Annotated in this window: 13 protein-coding genes; 8 read left to right on the top strand and 5 right to left on the bottom strand. The window is 67.7% G+C overall.

Annotation, left to right across the window (positions count from 1 at the left end):
* Positions 1-438 precede the first annotated feature (438 nt).
* The 8 genes from AC1EJR_RS17685 (at position 439) to AC1EJR_RS17650 (ending at position 15527) form a co-directional block, all read left to right on the top strand.
* On the top strand, positions 439-1395 hold the full coding sequence (locus AC1EJR_RS17685; RefSeq protein ID WP_477113470.1) for an alpha/beta hydrolase: 957 nt from the start codon (positions 439-441) through the stop codon (positions 1393-1395).
* A 64-nt stretch (positions 1396-1459) separates the two neighbouring features.
* Entirely contained in the window at positions 1460-2548 is a 1089-nt protein-coding gene (hemE, locus tag AC1EJR_RS17680) for a uroporphyrinogen decarboxylase (RefSeq protein WP_441644874.1), read from the top strand.
* Positions 2549-3062: 514 nt separating this feature from the next.
* On the top strand, positions 3063-5366 hold the full coding sequence (locus AC1EJR_RS17675) for a primosomal protein N' (protein ID WP_477147329.1): 2304 nt from the start codon (positions 3063-3065) through the stop codon (positions 5364-5366).
* A gap of 186 nt (positions 5367-5552) precedes the next feature.
* Complete coding sequence (gene putA / locus AC1EJR_RS17670) at positions 5553-9521, top strand: trifunctional transcriptional regulator/proline dehydrogenase/L-glutamate gamma-semialdehyde dehydrogenase (protein WP_477147328.1); 3969 nt, start codon at positions 5553-5555, stop codon at positions 9519-9521.
* Between the two features lie 184 nt (positions 9522-9705).
* Positions 9706-10857, top strand: coding sequence for a branched-chain amino acid ABC transporter substrate-binding protein (locus tag AC1EJR_RS17665; RefSeq protein ID WP_092300309.1), 1152 nt, complete (start codon positions 9706-9708; stop codon positions 10855-10857).
* A gap of 193 nt (positions 10858-11050) precedes the next feature.
* Positions 11051-12994 (top strand): tetratricopeptide repeat protein, encoded by a 1944-nt coding sequence (locus AC1EJR_RS17660; RefSeq protein WP_477147327.1) that lies wholly within the window; start codon positions 11051-11053, stop codon positions 12992-12994.
* Positions 12995-13188: 194 nt separating this feature from the next.
* Entirely contained in the window at positions 13189-14412 is a 1224-nt protein-coding gene (locus AC1EJR_RS17655) for a cation:proton antiporter (protein ID WP_477147326.1), read from the top strand.
* On the top strand, positions 14412-15527 hold the full coding sequence (locus tag AC1EJR_RS17650; RefSeq protein WP_092300303.1) for a YbdK family carboxylate-amine ligase: 1116 nt from the start codon (positions 14412-14414) through the stop codon (positions 15525-15527). Before AC1EJR_RS17655 ends, AC1EJR_RS17650 begins: the two co-directional genes overlap by 1 nt.
* A gap of 30 nt (positions 15528-15557) precedes the next feature.
* Here AC1EJR_RS17650 and AC1EJR_RS17645 read toward each other — a convergent pair whose 3' ends face one another.
* The 5 genes from AC1EJR_RS17645 to AC1EJR_RS17625 form a co-directional block, all read right to left on the bottom strand.
* The gene (locus AC1EJR_RS17645) at positions 15558-16034 is read right to left on the bottom strand and encodes a glycine zipper family protein (protein WP_369823529.1); all 477 of its coding nucleotides are present in this window, start codon (positions 16032-16034) and stop codon (positions 15558-15560) included.
* Positions 16035-16146: 112 nt separating this feature from the next.
* Positions 16147-16617, bottom strand: coding sequence for an OsmC family protein (locus tag AC1EJR_RS17640; protein ID WP_477113469.1), 471 nt, complete (start codon positions 16615-16617; stop codon positions 16147-16149).
* A gap of 33 nt (positions 16618-16650) precedes the next feature.
* Positions 16651-17397 (bottom strand): MBL fold metallo-hydrolase, encoded by a 747-nt coding sequence (locus AC1EJR_RS17635; protein ID WP_477147325.1) that lies wholly within the window; start codon positions 17395-17397, stop codon positions 16651-16653.
* Between the two features lie 54 nt (positions 17398-17451).
* Entirely contained in the window at positions 17452-18828 is a 1377-nt protein-coding gene (locus AC1EJR_RS17630) for an L-serine ammonia-lyase (RefSeq protein WP_477113468.1), read from the bottom strand.
* Between the two features lie 74 nt (positions 18829-18902).
* Positions 18903-19448 (bottom strand): DUF421 domain-containing protein, encoded by a 546-nt coding sequence (locus AC1EJR_RS17625; protein WP_477113467.1) that lies wholly within the window; start codon positions 19446-19448, stop codon positions 18903-18905.
* Positions 19449-19558 lie beyond the last annotated feature (110 nt).

The raw sequence follows: 19558 nt of genomic DNA, 5'->3' as shown, positions 1-19558 counted from the left end.
ATGCTTTACGGGTGGGGACACTTCACACCAGCGCTTCGGTGTGTCAATGCATTGTGGGGGAAACTTCTGGGGATGGCAGTAACAAAATGTATCGTTTTGCAAGTAGTTGAAAGCCCGGCGAGTAAGAAACCGGCGTTTTAGACGCTTTTATGCGCCGATCGGGGCCCAATCTGCACACGGATCGCCGCAGCCCCGGCAAGCCAATGTTAAGACATTTAAGCGCTAGGCTACTGAATGCATTAGGTTTTCTGCGAATGCATAATCCGTACTCCCCACTTTTGGGGKATAAAGAAAACTCCCGCTTTAAAACTGTGTTCGGTAGCGCCTCTAGCGTTACGATTCGATACGGTTCAAGCGCACCCTTCGCCGCTTTGTTTCCTTCGTCGCCCTCCGCCGGGCGATTACACTGGCGCCAGTTCAGATTTTCCACGACGCGCCATGGCCATCGACCCCCAGATTCTCGCCTATTACCAACGCATGGCCGAGCAATACGCCGGCCAGCCCGTACCCGTTGATGCGTCCGCGCGCCGCGCACGCTTCGACGAGGTGGCCGCGCAGTCGTTAATCGACGACCCGGCGGGCATGGCCGTTACCGACATCACGATCGAGACCGGCACGGCGTCGCTGCCTGTGCGCCTGTTCCGTCCTGCCGATGTGGAACGCCCACGCCTGATCGTCTATTTCCATGGCGGCGGCTGGGTGGTTGGCTCGCCGCGCACCCACCACACGGTGGCCGCCTTGCTGGCCGAAGACACGGGTTGCGTGGTGGCCAGCGTCGATTACCGGCTCGCGCCGGAACACGCTTTTCCTGCGCCGTGCGATGACGCGATCGGTGCCGTGCGCGCGCTGGCGGCAATGCGCGAGGCGCTCGACGTCGATCCGACCTTCCTCGCCGTGGCCGGCGACAGCGCGGGCGCGCACCTCGCCGCCGTGGCCGCCCGCGAGGTCAATGCCGCCGCCGGCGCCCCGGTCGTCAACGCGCAGCTGCTGATCTATCCGGTCACCGCACCGGTGCTGACCACGGAGAGCTACCGCGCCTTCGCCGACGGTCCGGGCCTGACGCGTGACGAGATGGCCTGGTTCTGGACCCAATTCATCGGCGTCGATGCCCTGGTGCGTGGCCCCGAGACCACCGACCCGCGCATCCATTTGATGGCCACCGCGCCCTCGCGGCCGCCGCCGGCCAGCGTGGTGCTGGTCGCCGCCAACGACGTATTGCGCGATGACGGCCTCGCCTACGCCGATTTTCTCGTGCGCCACGACGCCCCGGTCGTCACGATCGAGGCCAGCGGTATGACCCACGGCTTCGCGCGCCTGCAGCCGGACGCGCCGCGCGCCCGCGAGTGGATGCGCCGCGCCGCGCAAGCCTTCGTCGGCATCTTCGACGAGGCATGACACCTTTCCCGGACACCGTGTGGCGGCGGGCATCCCTTAGAATGGCGGTCTTGAGAGGATGACCATGACCGCATTGCAGAACGATACCTTCCTGCGCGCGCTGCGCCGGCAACCCACCGAGTACACGCCGCTGTGGCTGATGCGCCAGGCGGGCCGCTACCTCCCCGAATACAACGCCACGCGCGCCCGCGCCGGCAGCTTCCTCGGGCTGGCGAAGAATCCCGCCTATGCGACGGAAGTGACGCTTCAGCCGCTGGATCGCTACCCGCTCGACGCCGCGATCCTGTTCTCGGACATCCTCACCGTGCCGGACGCGATGGGCCTCGGCCTGTCGTTCGCCCAGGGCGAAGGTCCGCGTTTCGCGCACCCGCTGCGCACGGAAGGGGATGTGGCCAAGCTCGCCGTGCCGGACATGGCTTCCCTGCAATACGTTTTCGATGCCGTGAGCGAGATCCGCCGCGCGCTGATCCAGGACGGCCGCCAGCGCGTGCCGCTGATCGGCTTCTCGGGCAGCCCGTGGACGCTGGCCTGCTATATGGTCGAAGGCGGCGGCTCGGACGACTTCCGCACGGTCAAGGCGATGATGTACGGCCGCCCGGACCTGATGCATCGCATCCTCGACATCAACGCCCAGGCGGTGTCCGCCTACCTGAACGCCCAGATCGAAGCAGGCGCCCAGGCCGTCATGGTGTTCGATACCTGGGGCGGCGCGCTGGCCGACGGCATGTACCAGCGCTTCTCGCTCGAATACATGCGCCGCGTGCTGGCCGGCCTCAAGCGCGAGCACGAGGGCCAGCAAATCCCGGCGATTGTCTTCACGAAGGGCGGCGGCCACTGGCTCGAGCAGATCGCCGAGATCGGCCCGGATGCCATCGGCCTCGATTGGACCGTGAACCTCGCCCAGGCCCGTCGCCGCACGGGCGGCCAGGTGGCGTTGCAGGGCAATATCGATCCGACGGTGCTGTTCGCGCCCGAAGCCGCCATTCGTGAGCAGGTGCGTGGCGTACTCGACACCTACGGGGCAGGCGGTGGCAGCGACGGCCACGTGTTCAACCTCGGCCACGGCATCTCGCAGTTCACGCCGCCCGAGAGTGTTTCCGTGCTGGTGGACGAAGTGCATCGTTACAGTCGCACCCTGCGCGGCGCGCGCTAACACAGGCTCCCGGCCGTTTGAAATACCCCGCGTCGCAGCGACGCGGGCCCGTGCGCCGGCCTTGTGCACGGGGAGGCTCACGGCAAGGGCTGTCAAGTAAACTATTTTTTGATTTGTCTCCAAAAAGGTGCCGATGGGTCGTTGTCAAGGCTTGACTTATGCACACTGATAGGTTTGCGGCAGTGCACGAGCGGGTTACCCCTTAACTCAGTTKGGGGGTCTTCGCAAGTCCTTGATTCATAAGACTTTGAATCTTCTTCAAGCGAGCCCGCGACAGCGATGGAACCTTGGATTCAAGCGCCTTCCGGGGAAGATGGAGCGACTTTTCAACAAAGTTATCCACAGGCACTTCGGGGGAAGTGGAAAACCATCCATGGATCATCGACTTAGGGTCACATTTGAAGTTTTACTTTAAGTTGATGTTGCGCCGCACACAGACTTTTCTCATGGTGTCGACCATGCGTCGCATGCACAACGATTGCGCATCTGGACTGCACCAGTCGGGGGTCCGTCGATGACCGCCCCGGCGCTCCACGTCGCGCAAACATCACAGACATTGGAAGCCGATCCCGCCCCTGCACCAGCGCCGATCGTGCGCGTTGCGCTCGATACGCCCGCTGACGATTGCTTCGACTACGTCGCCGCGCACGATGTGGCGCCGGGTGACCTTGTCGTGGTGCCATTCGGCCGCCGCAGCATGGTCGGCGTGGCCGTGGAGATGGCCGACAGCAGCGATGTGCCTGCAGACCGCCTGCGCCCGGTGGAGCGCCATATCGGTTGGATGCCCCCGGTGAATGCCGAATGGATGGCGCTGGCGCGTTTCGCGGCGCGCTATTACCACCGGCGGCTGGGCGAGGTCATGCTGCCCGCGCTGCCGCCTTCCCTGCGCGAGGCCGAGACGTGGGACCGCCTCGGCCAGCGCGCCCAAAGCACGCAGTACCGGGTACGCGACGGGCAGKGCGACGCCTTGCTCGCCGCCGTGCCCACGCGCGCCCGCACCGCCCACGCGCTGGCTGCCGCCCTGGCCGCAACGCCGGACTGGATCGGCCTGACCGACGCCCGCGCGCTCTGCACCGCCGCCCCGGCCCGGCTGGCCGAATGGGAGGCCGCCGGCTGGATCGAATCGTCCATTGCGGCCCGCAGGCTGCTCGATATTGCGCCAGACCAGCCGCCCTCCGTCGCCCCCCCCCTTCACGACGAGCAGCGGCAGGCMGTGGACGCCATCGGCAGCGCCGAAGGCTTTGCGCCGTTCCTGCTGCACGGCGTGACCGGCAGTGGCAAGACCGAGGTCTACCTGCACGCCATGGCGAGCCTGCTGGCCGCCGACCCCGCCGCACAGATCCTGATGCTCGTGCCTGAGATTAATCTCACGCCGCAGCTCCAGGCGCGCATCGCCGCCCGCTTCCCGCACGAGCCGCTGGCCGTGCTCCATAGCGGGCTGGCGGATCAGGAGCGCAGCCTGCAATGGCTGGCCGCCCATCGCGGCGAGGCGCGCATCGTTCTGGGTACGCGGATGGCGGTGCTGGCGTCGATGCCGCACCTGCGGCTGATCGTTGTCGATGAAGAGCACGATACGTCATACAAACAGCAGGAAGGGTTACGCTACTCGGCGCGCGATCTGGCCGTCTGGCGAGCCAACCAGTTGAAGATCGGCATCGTGCTGGGTTCCGCCACGCCGTCGATGGAGACCTGGCATCGGGCGGAGCAGGGCGCCTACCGCAAGCTCGTGCTGCGCGAGCGCGCCCAGGCAGACGCCGCGCTGCCCACGGTGCGGCTGATCGACCTGAACCATGAACGGCAGCGTCAGCGCCATCTGTTCGAAGGGCTGTCCGTGCCGCTGCTGGACGCCATCCAGCAACGGCTGGAACGCGGCCAGCAAAGCCTGCTGTTTCTGAACCGGCGCGGCTATGCGCCGGTGCTGGCCTGCGATAGCTGCGGCTGGCTCTCCGGCTGCCCGCGTTGCTCGGCGTACCTGGTGCTGCACCGGCCGGAGCGCCGGCTGCGCTGCCACCACTGCGGGCTGGAATCGCCGGTGCCACATCACTGCCCCGACTGCGGGAATGTCGACATTGCGCCACTGGGGCGCGGAACCCAGCGCATTGAGGAGGCCCTCGCCACGCGCTTCCCGGACGCCCGCATCGCCCGGATCGACGCCGATTCCACGCGCCGCAAGGGCACCGCGCAGGCGATGTTCGACGAAGTCCACGCGGGCGAGGTCGACATCCTGGTTGGCACGCAGATGGTGGCCAAGGGCCACGACTTCCAGCGCGTGACGCTGGTCGGCATCGTCCATCCGGACGCCGCGATGTTCAGTCACGACTTCCGCGCCGCCGAGCACCTGTTCGCGTCGCTGATGCAGGTCTCCGGCCGCGCGGGCCGGGCCGGGCTGCCGGGCGAAGTCCTGATCCAGACCCGTTACCCGGACGCCCCGGCGTTGCAGGCGCTGGTCCGGCATGACTATGATGGATTTGCCGCCAGCCAACTGCGCGAGCGCCGTCAGGCCGGCCTGCCGCCGTTCGCGTACCAGGTGCTGGTCACGGCCGAGCACGGCCAGCTCGAACGGGCGCTGGCCTTCCTCCAGGCCGCGCGCGAACGGGCCGATGCCTGTGCGCTGGCGCCAGAGGTGCAACTCCACGACCCGGTGCCGATGTCGATGGTGCGCATCTTCAACAAGGAGCGGGCGCAGATGCTGGTGGAAGCGAGCGCGCGCCCGGTTTTACAACGGTTTGTGAGCGAGTGGGTGCAAACATTTGGCGAGGTCGGCAGCGCCGTGAAGGGGGTGCGCTGGCAGCTGGAGATCGACCCGCTGCGGATCTAGACGGCGTGCAAAGTGTTGTAGTGGTGCAACCGTCGCCCCCCTTCGCAGGCTAAGGGGTTGCACTAGGTTGCACCTCGCAATTTTCCGAGGGTAATATCGCGGCAGCCCTGAAGCGGCCGGGGCTCGCGTGCGCACCGCGCGCGGACCGCGTGGCCGCTTCCCCCCGCTTTTCGGAGAACTGCTCGCATGGCCACCACCACCCTCGGCGTCAAGCTCGACGACGCCTCGCGCGACCGCCTCAAACGCGTTGCCCAATCGATCGACCGTACCCCGCACTGGCTGATCAAGCAGGCGATCTTCACGTATCTGGAGCAGGTCGAACGCGGCCATCTGCCGCACGAAGGCGGGTTCAGCGCCGGCGCAGACGCCGAGGGCGGTGACACCGAGGTGCAACCGGGCGATGCCGCCCCGCAGCCGTTCCTCGAATTCGCCCAGAGCATCCAGCCGCAGTCCGTGCTGCGCGCCGCGATTACCTCGGCCTATCGTCGCCCGGAAACCGATTGCGTACCGGTGCTGCTGGAACAGGCCCGCCTGCCGCAGCAACAGGCCGACGCCGCGATCAAGATGGCCAAGACGCTGGCCCAGCGCCTGCGCGAGCAGAAGGTGGGCACCGGCCGCGAAGGCTTGGTGCAKGGCCTGATTCAGGAATTCTCGCTGTCGTCACAGGAAGGCGTGGCGCTGATGTGCCTGGCCGAAGCGCTGCTGCGCATTCCCGACAAGGCCACGCGTGATGCGCTGATCCGCGACAAGATCAGCGGCGCCAACTGGCAGTCGCACCTGGGCCAGAGCCCGTCCCTGTTCGTCAACGCCGCCACCTGGGGCCTGCTGCTGACCGGCAAGCTGGTGGCCACGCATACGGAGTCAGGGCTGTCGAAGGCGCTGACGCGCATCATCGGCAAGGGCGGCGAGCCACTGATCCGCAAGGGCGTGGACATGGCCATGCGCCTGATGGGCGAGCAGTTCGTGACCGGCGAGACCATCTCCGAGGCGCTCGCCAACGCCCGGAAATACGAGGCCGAAGGCTTCCGCTACTCGTACGACATGCTCGGCGAAGCCGCCATGACCGAGGCCGATGCCCAGCGCTACCTGGCCTCCTACGAGCAGGCCATCCACGCCATCGGCCAGGCCTCGCGCGGCCGGGGCATCTACGAGGGCCCGGGCATCTCGATCAAGCTGTCCGCGCTGCATCCGCGCTATAGCCGCGCCCAGCACGAGCGCGCGATCTCGGAACTCTACGGCCGCCTGAAGTCCCTGACGATGCTGGCGCGCCAGTACGACATCGGCATCAATATCGATGCGGAGGAGGCCGACCGCCTCGAAATCTCGCTCGACCTGCTCGAACGCCTCTGCTTCGAACCCGATCTGGCCGGCTGGAACGGCATCGGCTTCGTGGTGCAGGGCTACCAGAAGCGCTGCCCGTTCGTGATCGACTATGTGATCGACCTCGCGCGGCGCAGCCGGCACCGCCTGATGATCCGCCTGGTCAAGGGCGCCTATTGGGATAGCGAGATCAAGCGCGGGCAGGTCGATGGCCTGGAGGGCTACCCGGTCTATACGCGCAAGGTTTATACCGATGTGTCGTACATCGCGTGCGCGCGCAAGCTGCTGTCCGTGCCCGATGCGATCTATCCCCAGTTCGCCACGCACAACGCGCACACGCTTTCGGCGATCTACCAGATTGCCGGCCAGAACTACTACCCCGGCCAGTACGAGTTCCAGTGCCTGCACGGCATGGGCGAGCCGCTGTACGACCAGGTGGTGGGCCCCCTCGCCGAGGGCAAGTTCAACCGGCCTTGCCGGATCTACGCGCCGGTGGGCACGCATGAGACGCTGCTGGCCTATCTGGTGCGCCGCCTGCTCGAAAATGGCGCAAATACGTCGTTCGTGAACCGCATTGCCGACGACACCATCGCCCTCGACGAACTGGTGGCCGACCCGGTCGCCGTGGTCGAGCAGATGCACAAGACCGAAGGCACGCTCGGCCTGCCCCACCCCCGCATCCCGCATCCGCGCGCGCTGTATGGCAAGTCGCGCGCCAATTCGATCGGTATCGATCTGTCGAACGAGCACCGGCTGGCGTCGTTGTCGTCGGCGCTGCTGGCCGGCACCAGCGACACCGTGCGTGCCGAGCCGCTGCTGGGCGGCGATGTGTCGCGCGCCGACGCCGTGTTCGCCCCGGTGCTRAACCCGGCCGACCACCGCGACGTGGTGGGCCACGTCAGCGAAGCCACGCCCGATGAGATCGAGGCCGCGCTGGCCGCCGCCGTCAACGTGGCGCCGATCTGGCAGGCCACGCCGCCCGAGGTGCGCGCCGCCGCCCTGGAGCGTGCCGCCGATCTGATGGAAGCGCAGATGCAGTCGCTGATGGGCACCATCATGCGCGAGGCCGGCAAGACCTTCTCGAACGCGATTGCCGAAGTGCGCGAGGCCGTCGACTTCCTGCGCTACTACGCGGTGCAGGTGCGGGACGGCTTCTCGAACGATACCCATCGCCCGCTAGGCCCGGTGGTCTGTATCAGCCCGTGGAACTTCCCGCTGGCGATCTTCACCGGCCAGGTGGCCGCCGCGCTGGCCGCCGGCAACCCGGTGCTGGCCAAGCCGGCCGAGCAGACCCCGCTGATCGCCGCCCAGGCCGTGCGCCTGCTGCGCGAGGCCGGCGTGCCGGCTGGTGCCGTGCAACTGCTGCCGGGCCGCGGCGAGACCGTCGGCGCCATGCTGGTGGGCGATGCCCGCGTCAAGGGCGTGATGTTCACCGGCTCCACCGAGGTGGCGCGCCTGCTGCAACGCAACGTCGCCGGCCGCCTGGACGCCGCCGGCCGTCCGATTCCGCTGATCGCCGAGACCGGCGGCCAGAACGCGATGATCGTGGATTCGTCCGCGCTGGCCGAGCAGGTGGTGGCGGACGTGGTGTCCTCCGCCTTCGACTCGGCGGGCCAGCGCTGCTCCGCGCTGCGCGTGCTGTGCCTGCAGGAAGACGTGGCCGACCGCATCCTGGAAATGCTCAAGGGCGCGATGGGCGAGCTGACGCTGGCCAACCCGGACCGCCTCTCGACCGACGTCGGCCCGGTGATCGACGACGAAGCGCGTACCGGCATCGTCCGCCATATCGAGGCGATGCGCGCCAAGGGCCGCCGCGTGCACCAGGCCGATCCGGGCGCCGCGCAGTCCGCCGCCTGCCGCCACGGCACCTTCGTGCCGCCCACGCTGATCGAGCTGGAAAGCCTTGAAGAACTGCAACGCGAGGTCTTCGGCCCGGTGCTGCACGTGGTGCGCTACCCGCGCGCCGCGCTCGACACGATGATCGACCAGATCAACGGCACCGGCTACGGCCTGACGCTGGGCATCCATACGCGGATCGACGAAACCATCGCCCGCATCGTGGATCGTGCCCATGTGGGCAACCTGTACGTGAATCGCAACATTGTGGGTGCAGTGGTCGGCGTGCAGCCGTTTGGTGGCGAGGGCCTGTCCGGCACCGGCCCCAAGGCGGGCGGCCCGCTCTACCTGCACCGGCTGCTGTCGGTGTGCCCGCAGGACGCCGTGGCGCGTACCGTGCGCGGCGCCGATACCAATGGCGGGGCACAGGTCGCGCCGGTCTCGTCCGGCCTGGCCGCGCTGAAGGCGTGGGCGCAGGGCTCGCAACCCGAACTGGCCGCCGCCTGCGACCGCTTTGCCGAGGCGAGCCCGTCCGGCCTGGCCGTGACGCTGCCCGGCCCCACCGGCGAGCGCAATACCTACTCGCTGCTGCCGCGCGAGCGGGTACTGTGCCTGGCCCAGCAAGAGGCCGACCTGCTCACCCAACTGGCCGCCGTCCTGGCCGTGGGCGCCCAGGCGTTGTGGCCAGACACCACTGCAAACAAGGGCTTGCTGTCGCGCCTGCCCCAGGCAGTACAATCGCGCGTCCGCCTGGCCGCCAACTGGCAAGATGCGCAGGCCGCGGACGCCGCTTTCGACGCGGTGCTGCACCACGGCGATTCCGACCAGCTGCGTACCGTCTGCGAACAGGTGGCCCAGCGGCACGGTCCCATCGTCGGCGTGCAGGGGTTGGCTCACGGTGAACCGAATGTCGCGCTGGAGCGTTTGTTGATCGAGCGTTCGCTGTCCGTCAACACGGCGGCTGCGGGCGGCAATGCAAGTCTGATGACGATCGGCTAAGTATTAAGCAAGTCCTTAGTTGATCGGTTGTCGATGCGTGCGGTGGGGGCCGGCGATCCCGACCCCGCCGCGCAACCGAGGAACGGAGCGGTGCTGCCAACGCCGGTCCGTGATGCGCGCCGGAGGCCGGCCGCGCAGCTACAACACGGCACCCTAAGCACCCAATGGGACCCAAGGAGAACTGATGAGCTCGACATTCCAAAAAACGGCCATGACCGTTGCCATGGCCGTTGCAGGCCTGACCGCCGCGCAGGCTGCCTTCGCACAGGCGCAGGAAATCAAGCTGGGCTTCGCCGCCCCGATGACCGGCGGCCAGGCGCAGTACGGCAAGGACATGCAGAACGGCGTAGTCCTCGCCATCGAGGACATGAACGCCACCAAGCCGAAGATCGGCGGCAAGGATGTCAAGTTCGTGCTGGTCTCCGAAGATGACCAGGCAGATCCCAAGACGGGTTCCGTGGTCGCCCAGAAGCTGGTGGACTCCGGCATCCAGGGCATGCTCGGCCACTTCAACTCGGGCACCAGCATCCCGGCGTCGATGGTCTACAACCGCGCCGGTATTCCCCAGATCGCCATGGCCACGGCTCCGGAGTACACGCGCCAGGGCTTCAAGACCACGTTCCGCATGATGACGTCCGACACCCAGCAGGGTTCGGTGATCGGCGCCTTCGTGGTGAAGAAGCTGGGGGCCAAGAACATCGCCATCGTCGATGACCGCACCGCCTACGGCCAGGGTCTGGCTGACGAGTTCGAGAAGGCCGCCAAGGCCGCTGGCGGCAAGATCGTGCGCCGCGAGTTCACCAACGACAAGGCGGTGGACTTCAAGGCCGTGCTGACCAACCTGAAGCGCAGCAACCCGGACGTGATCTTCTACGGCGGCGCCGAGACCCAATCGGCCCCGATGGCCAAGCAGGTCAAGGAACTGGGCCTGAAGGCACCCCTGGTGTCGGGCGAAATGTCGAAGACCGACAACTTCCTGAAGCTGGCTGGCCCGGCTGCCGATGGCACGGTGGTGTCGCTGGCCGGCCTGCCGCTGGACCAGATGCCCGGCGGCTCCGCGTACGAGAAGAAGTACGAAAAGCGCTTCGGCAGCAAGGTGCAGACCTACTCGCCGTACGCCTATGACGGCGCCACCGCCATGATGACGGCGATGATCAAGGCCGGCTCGGCCGACCCGGCGCGTTACCTTCCAGTGCTGGCCGCCACCAACATGCAGGGCGTGACCACCAAGACGCTGGCCTATGACGCCCGCGGTGACCTGAAGGACGGCGGCATCACCGTCTACAAGGTCGCGGACGGCAAGTGGACCGTGCTGGAAACGGTCGGCGGCAAGTAAGCCCTGACTGCGCAAGACACAAGGCCGCCGGCTGGCTTTCCTCCGGCCGGCGCGTCTGCCGGACTGACGCCACCCCCCGGGGTGGCGTTTTTTATGCCAAAGCGGATGGGTTTCCCACGCTGTTCTTCCCATGGTCTTTCTCGGCGTTGGCGCATAATCGCGCTTTTGCATACTTTTTCCATAGGAGCCGTCCGTGCAGGAAGTCAGTTATGAGCACGCGATTGCGCTAGCCAACGCCGGGCGCCACGCCGAGGCGCTACAGATCGCCGACCAGCTTTGCGAGGCCCATCCCGAGGTGGTCGACTACGCCGCGCTGCAGGCGCAACTGCATGCGGACCAGGACGATGTGCCCGGCGCGCTGGCTGCGCTGGAAGCCGCCATGGCCCGTCTGCCCGAGCTGTCGCTGGCACCGGTGCACCGCTGGGCGTCGCGCGGCGCGCTCGCCCATCTCTACGGCACGCTGCTGATGCGCCAGGGACAGGACGCCGAGGCGCTGCCCTGGCTACACGAGGCCGCGCGCCGCAACGGGCTGGCCTCGGGCGAGTGGGCCGCGCATTTCTACGCCGGCTTTGTCGCCTTCCGGCTCAACGATTTCGCCCGCGCGGGCCGCTACTGGCACGATCTGCTGTATCGCGCGCCGGACCTGGGCGCCGCCGACATCCTGCCGCTAGTGCAGGACTACGTAGACCGCGCCGACGCCGCCAGCCAGCTTGGCGAGCCGCTGATGCGCATCTGCCTGGCCCGCATCGCGCTCGATTCCCCCGAATTGCTCGACCTGACGCCGGAAGCCGGCGACGCCATGGCGGGCATGGAGGCCGAGCGCGTGCTGGCCGAGCACCCCGATCACCCCGAGGCGCGCCGCCTGCGCGCCCCGCTGCGGCTGGGCAGCGACCGCGCCGGTGCGCTGGACGACCTGGCCACCTACCTGCGCCAGCGGCCCGACCCGCAGGCGCAGGTACGCGACCTGACCTGGCGCCATCAATCTGCCGACGCAGCGCCGGGTACGCCCCCGGCGTGGCAGGGTTTCGCGATGACCGCCGATGCCGACGACGGCGCCGCCTACTTCCACGCCGCCACGGCGCTGGGGGCCTTCATCGACGAGGTGCCGCCGTCCGAGGCGACCCTGAAGCCGATGCTCGAGGCCACCTGCCGCAAGGGGCTGGAGCGCTTCGAAGCCTACTTTTCCACAGGCGAGGGCGATGCCGACGGCCACGGCGGCAACGCCGACCCGCACCTGTACTCGCTGCTGTGCCGGCTGACGGCGCGCCTGCTGCCGGCCGATGCCGTCCATGTCGAGGAAAAGGTGGCGCTGCACCGCAAGGGCATGGCCGCGAGCGATTTCATCGACCATTGGATCGACCTGCTCGACGCTCACGCGTCGGCGGGCCAGCACAAGCAGGTGGTGGAGCTGGCCGGCGAGGTGCTGAACCGCTACCCGGTGGAGCGCAATCCGGCCGATGTCACGTGGGCGTTCAGCCGGCTCGTGGCCGCCTGGCGCGCGCTGGGCGGGCGCGATGCCACCGAGTCCGCCCGCGCTGCCATCACCCATATGGACGCCCGGCTGGACGCGCTGCCCGTGGAGGCCCGCACCGCCGGCGCCCACGCCATGGCGCACGCGCGCGCCCACTATGCGGCGTTGCTGCAGGCGGGCATGGCAGCGATGGACKAGCACGACAAGATCGACGCCCTGGGGGAGCTCGAAGCCCTGCAACGCCGCTCGCTGCTGGTGGAGGACGCGTGGCTGTTCAATCACTTCGGCCAGATCTGGCACGAACTGGCCGAGCCGGCCCGCGCGCTGCCGTTGTTCGAGCGGGCGGTGTCGCTGACCGAGGGCGATCCGGCCGACCAGGCCGCGCCCCGCGCCCAGCGAGCCCGGCTGCTGACGGAGATGGAGCAGTTTCCGGAAGCGCTGACCGACTTCCAGCTCGCCTTTGCCGCCCGTGCCGACTGGGACGCCGAAACGTGGCTGCACGCCGTGCTGGCGGCGCTGGGCATGGGCCAGCGCGAGACGGCGCTGGGCTGGTTCGAGCGCGCCCGCACGCTCGGCGCGGACAAGGGCCGCACCCGTCCGCTGTACGCCAAGGCCGAGGCCGGCCTGAAGGCCACCCGTCCGAAGTGGAAGGTGTGGGGCGTGTAACTTCGGAACGGCTCGCGGGGGCTCCGGGCGCTGAAACAGGTCCGGAAAACCGTCCCCGATTCTGATTCTTGAAAGACCTACAAAACGCCATCGACGACGATGGCGTTTTTTATTGGAATTTGCTGTAAGTTGCCGGCGTCTTCCACGTAGGGTCGGACAAAGCCCGACACTGCAACCCAAGTGCTTCCGTTACCATGTCGGCCATGAACGGATTGAGCCAACTTTTCCCGACCCTGCCGCTGGCACCGGGCGGCCTGTTCTGGGTGGGTCTCGCGCTGGTGGGCGCGGGCCTGGCCGGAGAGGTTTGCCGCCGCTGGCTGGGCCTGCCGCGCATCGTCGGCTACGCGGTGGTGGGGCTGTTCGCCGGCATGCTCGGCCGCAGCATCGTCGACGACAACATGATCCTGCAGACGCGGGTGCTGATCGACATGGCGCTGGCCCTGGCCCTGTTCGAACTCGGGCACCGGCTGTCGCTGTCGTGGCTGCGCGCCAACCGCTGGCTATTGTTTACCAGCGCGGCCGAGAGCCTGCTGACCTGGGGGCTGGTCTCCACGGTGCTCCAGTGGCTCGGGGCGTCGCCGGGCGTGGCGATCCTGGCCGGAGGCATCGCGGTCAGCACCTCGCCCACCATCGTGCTCCAGCTCAAGAACGAGTTGCGCGCCGAGGGGCAGGTCACGGAACGGCTGATGGCCATGGCGGCGCTGAACAGCATCTACGCGGCGGCCATCGTCCAGGTGGCCACGGGTTGGCTCCATTCCGAATACGGCAATATTGGCGCGGCGCTGCTGCATCCGCTCTACCTGCTGGTGGGCTCGTGCCTGCTGGCGTGGGTGGTCGGCAAGCTCGGGCACGCGCTGTACGCGCGCATGTCCGCGGACGATCACTACAGCTTCCTGGTGCTGGTGGGGCTGGTCCTGTTCACGCTGGCGCTGACGCGCGTCCTAAAATTGTCCATGCCGCTGACGCTGATGCTGGCCGGCGTGGTCTTCAAGCACCAGGACCGCCAGCMGCACGTGTGGCCAGCGCACTTCGGCAGCGCCGGGAGCCTGCTGATCATCGTGATGGTAGTGTCGCTGGGCCTGCCGCTGACGGCGCACGACTGGGTAGTCGGCGGCACGCTGGCCGTGGCCCTGGTGGTGATGCGCCATGTGGCGAAGCTGGCCGGCGTGGTGTCGCTCGGTTCGTTCTCGGGGTTGAGCCTGCGCCAGTGCATGGCGCTGGGGCTGGCGCTGGCGCCGATGTCGGGGCTGGCCTACCTGCTGATGAACGACGTGGCGCGCCTGTACCCGAGCACCGGCGGACCGCTGGCATCGATCATCCTGTGTGCGCTGGCCATCGAACAGCTGCTGGGGCCGGTCATCGCGTCCTGGGCGCTGCGCTATGCTGGCGAGGCGCGTGACAATGGAGGAGGGCGCTGATGTCGCTCGAACCGTTCAAGCATTCCGAGGCGCTGACGTTCGGCGTGGAGCTGGAACTCCAGCTTGTGAACCGTCATGACTACGACCTCGCGCCCTTCGCGCCGGACCTGCTGCGTGCGGTCAAGGGCGCCCAGCACGCGGGCGACATCAAGCCCGAGATCAGTCCGTCGATGATCGAGATCAGCACCGGCATCTGCCGCGACTACGCGCAGGCGCTGGAGGAACTGACGGTCATGCGCGACCTGATGACGCGCGCCTCCCGCTCGCTGAACCTGGGCATCTGCGGCGGCGGCACCCATCCGTTCCAGCAGTGGTCGGACCGGACCATCTCCGATTCGCCGCGCTACCAGTACATTTCCGAGCTGTATGGCTATCTCGCCAAGCAGTTCACGGTGTTCGGCCAGCACGTCCATATCGGCTGCCCGAGCGCGGACGAGTCGCTGTTCCTGCTCCACGCCATCGGCCGCTACGTGCCGCACTTCATCGCGCTGGCGGCGTCGTCGCCGTACGTGCAGGGGGTGGATACCGGCTTTGCCTCGGCGCGCCTGAACTCGGTGGCGGCCTTCCCGATGAGCGGCCGCGCACCGCATGTGCTGACGTGGGACGCCTTCACCGCCTACTTCAACAAGATGCGCAACACGGGCGTGATCGAGAGCATGAAGGACTTCTATTGGGATATCCGTCCCAAGCCGGAGTTCGGCACGATCGAGGTGCGCGTGATGGACACCCCGCTGACCGTGGAGCGCGCCTGCGACATCGCGGCGTACATCCAGGCGCTGGCGCGCTACCTGCTGCTGTCACGGCCGTTCATGCCGCAGGAAGACGACTACCTGGTGTACACCTTCAACCGCTTCCAGGCGTGCCGCTTCGGGCTGGAGGGCGAGTACGTGCATCCGAACGAACTGACGCGGATGCCGATCTCGGATCATATTTTGTCGATTTGCGACGCGCTGGTGCCGCACGCGGAGGCGCTCGGCTCGCTCAAGGCGCTAGAAAATATCCGCGCGCTGGCTTCGAGCCGTGACAACGACGCGCACTGGGTGCGCACCGTCGATGCCGATGCGCACAGCCTGCGCGAGACGGTGCGGCGTACCTGCGAGCGGTGGGAGGCCTGACGCCGACGGCGGGCCGGGTGACTGCACCGCTTATTGAACGGTATAGCCCTTGCCACCCATGCAAGCCTTCCACGCCTGGTAGTAGCTGCCCATCGCCTGTTGCTGGCTCGCGGCGTTCTGTTCGTTCGCCGCCTGCACGTTACGGCGTTCCTGCCGGTTCCGCGAGCCGCCCGCCATGGTCCCGACGGCGGCTCCGGCCGCCGCACCCTTGCCGGCATCGCCCGCAACTGCGCCAATCACGGCGCCGCCCGCTGCCCCGCGCGCCGCGCCTTGCACGCGCTGGCCGCCCTGGGCCTGCTGGGGCGGCGGGGCCTGGGCCACCACTGCGGGGTCTATGCCGGTTTGTTGTTTGGCCCAGCTGTAGCACTCCCCGTCATCCTTGGATTGCTGCTGCGCGGACTGGCCCTTGGCCGGATAAGCCACCGGTTTCGACTGTGCCTGCACGCCGGCTGCGGCCAACGCGATTGCCGCGCCGAGCACCATCCCCCATCGCTTGCTGTGATGCATGATGTACCTCCTCCGGCGGGGCCATGTGCCCGCGTGTGCGGTCTCAGTATTGCAGCGCAGGGGGCGAAGTCAAATGAATTCCTTCGTGCCGCGTATTAGGCGTTTGCAGGGGTCAGGTCGGATACACCGGCTCGCATCGGATCTCGGTTTTCACCGAATTGGCGATGAAGCAGGCGTCGTGCGCGGCGTGGTGCAGCTGATCGATGTCGGCGCGGGTCGGCAGGCGCTCGCCCGAGAACGTAACGTCGGGACGCAGCGTCACCACGGTCACCGCCATGCGGCCTTCGGCGGTCTTGGCCAGCGTGCCCACGGACTTGTCCACATAGCGATCGACCACGAAGCGCTGCTTGGCGGCCAGCGCCAGGAACCACAGCATGTGGCAGGCCGAAATCGACGCGATCAGCATTTCCTCGGGATCCACCGCGCTGGCATCGGACATCGGCGGCGGCACCACGTGTGGCGACGCCGAGCCCGGCACTTCCGCGCCGCCGTCGAACCKCAGCACATGCTTGCGGCTGTAGCGGTTGCTCACGAAATCCTGATCGCCGCGCTCCCACGCGATCTCGGCACTGTGCTCGGCCATGCTGGTCACTCCGGGTAGTAGAAGAACGAAAAATCAGATGCCGTGCGGCACGCTTTCCCCATCTCGCCCGGTCACGAGCCCCAGGCGCTGGTTCGCCGGCACGGCGATATCGATCAGCTTGGGGCGGGGCAGGTTGAGGTTGCGCATCATGACGATGAACTCGTCGCGCGAGCGCCCCGCCACGCGGCTGTTGTGGGCGCGCTCATGGCCGATGGTCGACTGGGTGTGGCCCTTGTAGTCGTGGGCGGGGTAGACCAGCGTGTMGTCGGGCAGGCGGAAGAGCTTCTCGGTGAGGCTGTCGAACAGCGTGCMGGCGTCGCCGGACTGGAAATCGGTGCGGCCGCAGCCGTCGATCAGCAGCGCATCGCCGGTGAAGATGCGGCGCACCACGCCGTCCGGCGTGGCTTCCTCCCAGAGGTAGCTCATGCTGCCGGCGGTGTGGCCGGGGGTGTGGATCGCGCGAAGCACCTGCTTGCCGAAGCTGACGGTGTCACCGTCGATCAGTTGTTTCAGCGCAGGCTTGATGTCGCAGCCGGACGGCGCGGCGGTGTTGGCGCCAGTCTGCAGGGCGAGTTGCCCGGCGGAGGTKATGTGGTCGGCGTGCGCGTGGGTCTCGACAATCCAGACCAGCCGCGCGCCAGTCTCGCCCAGCAGCGCCAGGTCACGCGCGTACTGCCGGTCCACCGGATCGATCAGCAACGCCTCACGCGTCTCGGCGTCGATCAGCAGGTAGGTGAAGGTGGACGAAGTCTCGTCGAACAGCTGATGGAAGGTCTGCATGGCCGTTTTCTTCTTGGCAAACCGGGGGTGCCGCCATGATACGCCGGCGCCTGCTCAACATTCCACGATATTCACCGCCAACCCGCCGCGCGCCGTCTCCTTGTACTTGGTCTTCATGTCGGCGCCGGTTTCGCGCATGGTCTTGATGACCGAATCGAGCGAAACATAGTGGGTGCCATCGCCGCGCAGGGCCATGCGGGCGGCGTTCACCGCCTTGACGGATGCCATGGCGTTGCGTTCGATGCACGGGATCTGGACCAGGCCGCCGACCGGGTCGCAGGTCAGGCCGAGGTTGTGCTCCATGCCGATCTCGGCCGCGTTCTCGACCTGCTCCGGCGTGCCCCCGAGCACCGCCGCCAGCGCGCCGGCGGCCATCGAGCAGGCCACGCCGACTTCGCCCTGGCAGCCGACTTCGGCGCCCGAGATCGAGGCGTTGAGCTTGTAGAGCAGGCCGATGGCGCCCGCCGTGAGCAGGAAATCGACCACGCCCGCGCGGTTGGCGCCGGGGATGAAGCGGTCGTAGTAGTGCAGCACGGACGGGATGATGCCGGCCGCGCCGTTGGTCGGCGCCGTGACGACGCGCCCGCCGGCGGCGTTTTCCTCGTTGACGGCGATGGCGTAGAGGTTGACCCAGTCCATCACGGAGAGCGGATCGGACAGCGCCCGCTCCGCGTGCAGCGTCAGTCCCCGGTACAACTCGGGCGCGCGCCGCCGTACCTTGAACGGCCCCGGCAGCTCGCCATCGGTGCGGCAGCCGCGCGCCACGGATTGCTGCATCACGTCCCAGATATGAAGCAGGCCATCGGTCACTTCCTGCTCGGGCCGCCAGGTCAGTTCGTTCTCCATCATGAGCCGGGCGATGGACTTGCCGCTCGCGTGCGCCATCTCCAGCATCGCCCGGCCGCTCCGGAAGGGGTGCGGCAACTGCCGCTCGGCCGCCAGCACCTGGGTGTTCGGCGCGCCGGCCGTGACCACGAAGCCGCCGCCCACGGACAGGTAGCGCGCCTCGCGCAGCGGCGTGCCCGCCGCGTCGAAGGCGTGGAATTTCATGCCGTTGGGATGCTCGGCCATGGCCTCGCGCCGGTAGAACACGATGTGCTCGCGCTCGACGAACGGCACCTCGTGCGTGCCGAGCAGGGCCAGTTTGCGCTGGGCGCGTAGCGTGGCGAGGCGGGACTCGATGGTTTCGGGGTCGACGGTGTCGGGCGCATCGCCCATCAGCCCCAGCATCACGCCCTTGTCGGTGCCGTGCCCCTTGCCGGTGGCGCCGAGCGAGCCGTATAGCTCCACGCGCACGCTGCCCACCTGGGGCAGCAGGCCGTCCCGCTCGAGCCCGTGCGCGAACATCAGGGCCGCACGCATCGGCCCCACGGTATGCGAGCTGGACGGCCCGATACCTACCTTGAACAGATCGAAAACGCTGACAGCCACGGGGAACTCCGGTAGGGGGCGGCGCGCAGGGCGCAGGGGCGGGGAGGCCGTCGGGAAAGTGGTCGGGTGTCGGGTCAGAGCGACATATCGGCATCGGGCCGGCCGGGCTCGCGCCACATGGCGTCGATGGTGGGCCTTGCGTGCCCGTCCTCGGACTTTTCCTTCTGGATCACGCTAATCGTGCCGTCTGTCTCAAGAATAGCGAAATGCACGTCTTCCACACGCGCGCAACCGTTGCGGCGTAGCGCCTTCTGCAGCTCGCGCGGTGTGATGCGCTCCCGGCGCATCACATCCTGGAAGATCTCGCCCTGGTGAATGATGATCTCGGGCCGGCCTTCCACCAGCGCCTCCAGGCGGCGGCTGCGCCAGGTGCCGTAGCCCACCAGCACGTCGGCGCCGAACAGCGTGGCGGCCAGGATCAGCCCGGCGGTGACGGAGTTGTCGCCGCCGTTCATGGCGTTCTGCACCGCGTTCGAGATGATCAGTAGCAGCACCAGATCCAACGGCGACAACTGGCCGATCTGGCGCTTGCCCGACATGCGCATCAGGAACAGCAGCGCGGCGTAGACGATCAGCCCGCGCAGCACGAATTCCCACCAGGGGGCGCTCAGATTCCACATGGACTAGACCTCCGCTAGGGATGGTGTGCTGCACGCCGGCCCGGGGGGCCGGGGCGGGAGGCGCAAAGCGCGCCAGCGGCGTCCGGGCAGGCCGGACGCCGCCAGACACK

It is taken from the genome of Cupriavidus sp. 05T42, assembly GCF_056396345.1.
Note: the sequence above shows the minus strand (reverse complement) of the source record. Positions and strands in the feature narration are given on the sequence as shown.

Bases quoted from the DNA above. Each gene is read 5' to 3' on its own strand.
- AC1EJR_RS17665 (WP_092300309.1), top strand. From the start codon at position 9,706: ATGAGCTCGACATTCCAAAAAACGGCCATGACCGTTGCCATGGCCGTT.
- AC1EJR_RS17650 (WP_092300303.1), top strand. From the start codon at position 14,412: ATGTCGCTCGAACCGTTCAAGCATTCCGAGGCGCTGACGTTCGGCGTG.
- AC1EJR_RS17625 (WP_477113467.1), bottom strand. From the start codon at position 19,448: ATGTGGAATCTGAGCGCCCCCTGGTGGGAATTCGTGCTGCGCGGGCTG.
- hemE (WP_441644874.1), top strand. From the start codon at position 1,460: ATGACCGCATTGCAGAACGATACCTTCCTGCGCGCGCTGCGCCGGCAA.
- AC1EJR_RS17685 (WP_477113470.1), top strand. From the start codon at position 439: ATGGCCATCGACCCCCAGATTCTCGCCTATTACCAACGCATGGCCGAG.
- AC1EJR_RS17645 (WP_369823529.1), bottom strand. From the start codon at position 16,034: ATGCATCACAGCAAGCGATGGGGGATGGTGCTCGGCGCGGCAATCGCG.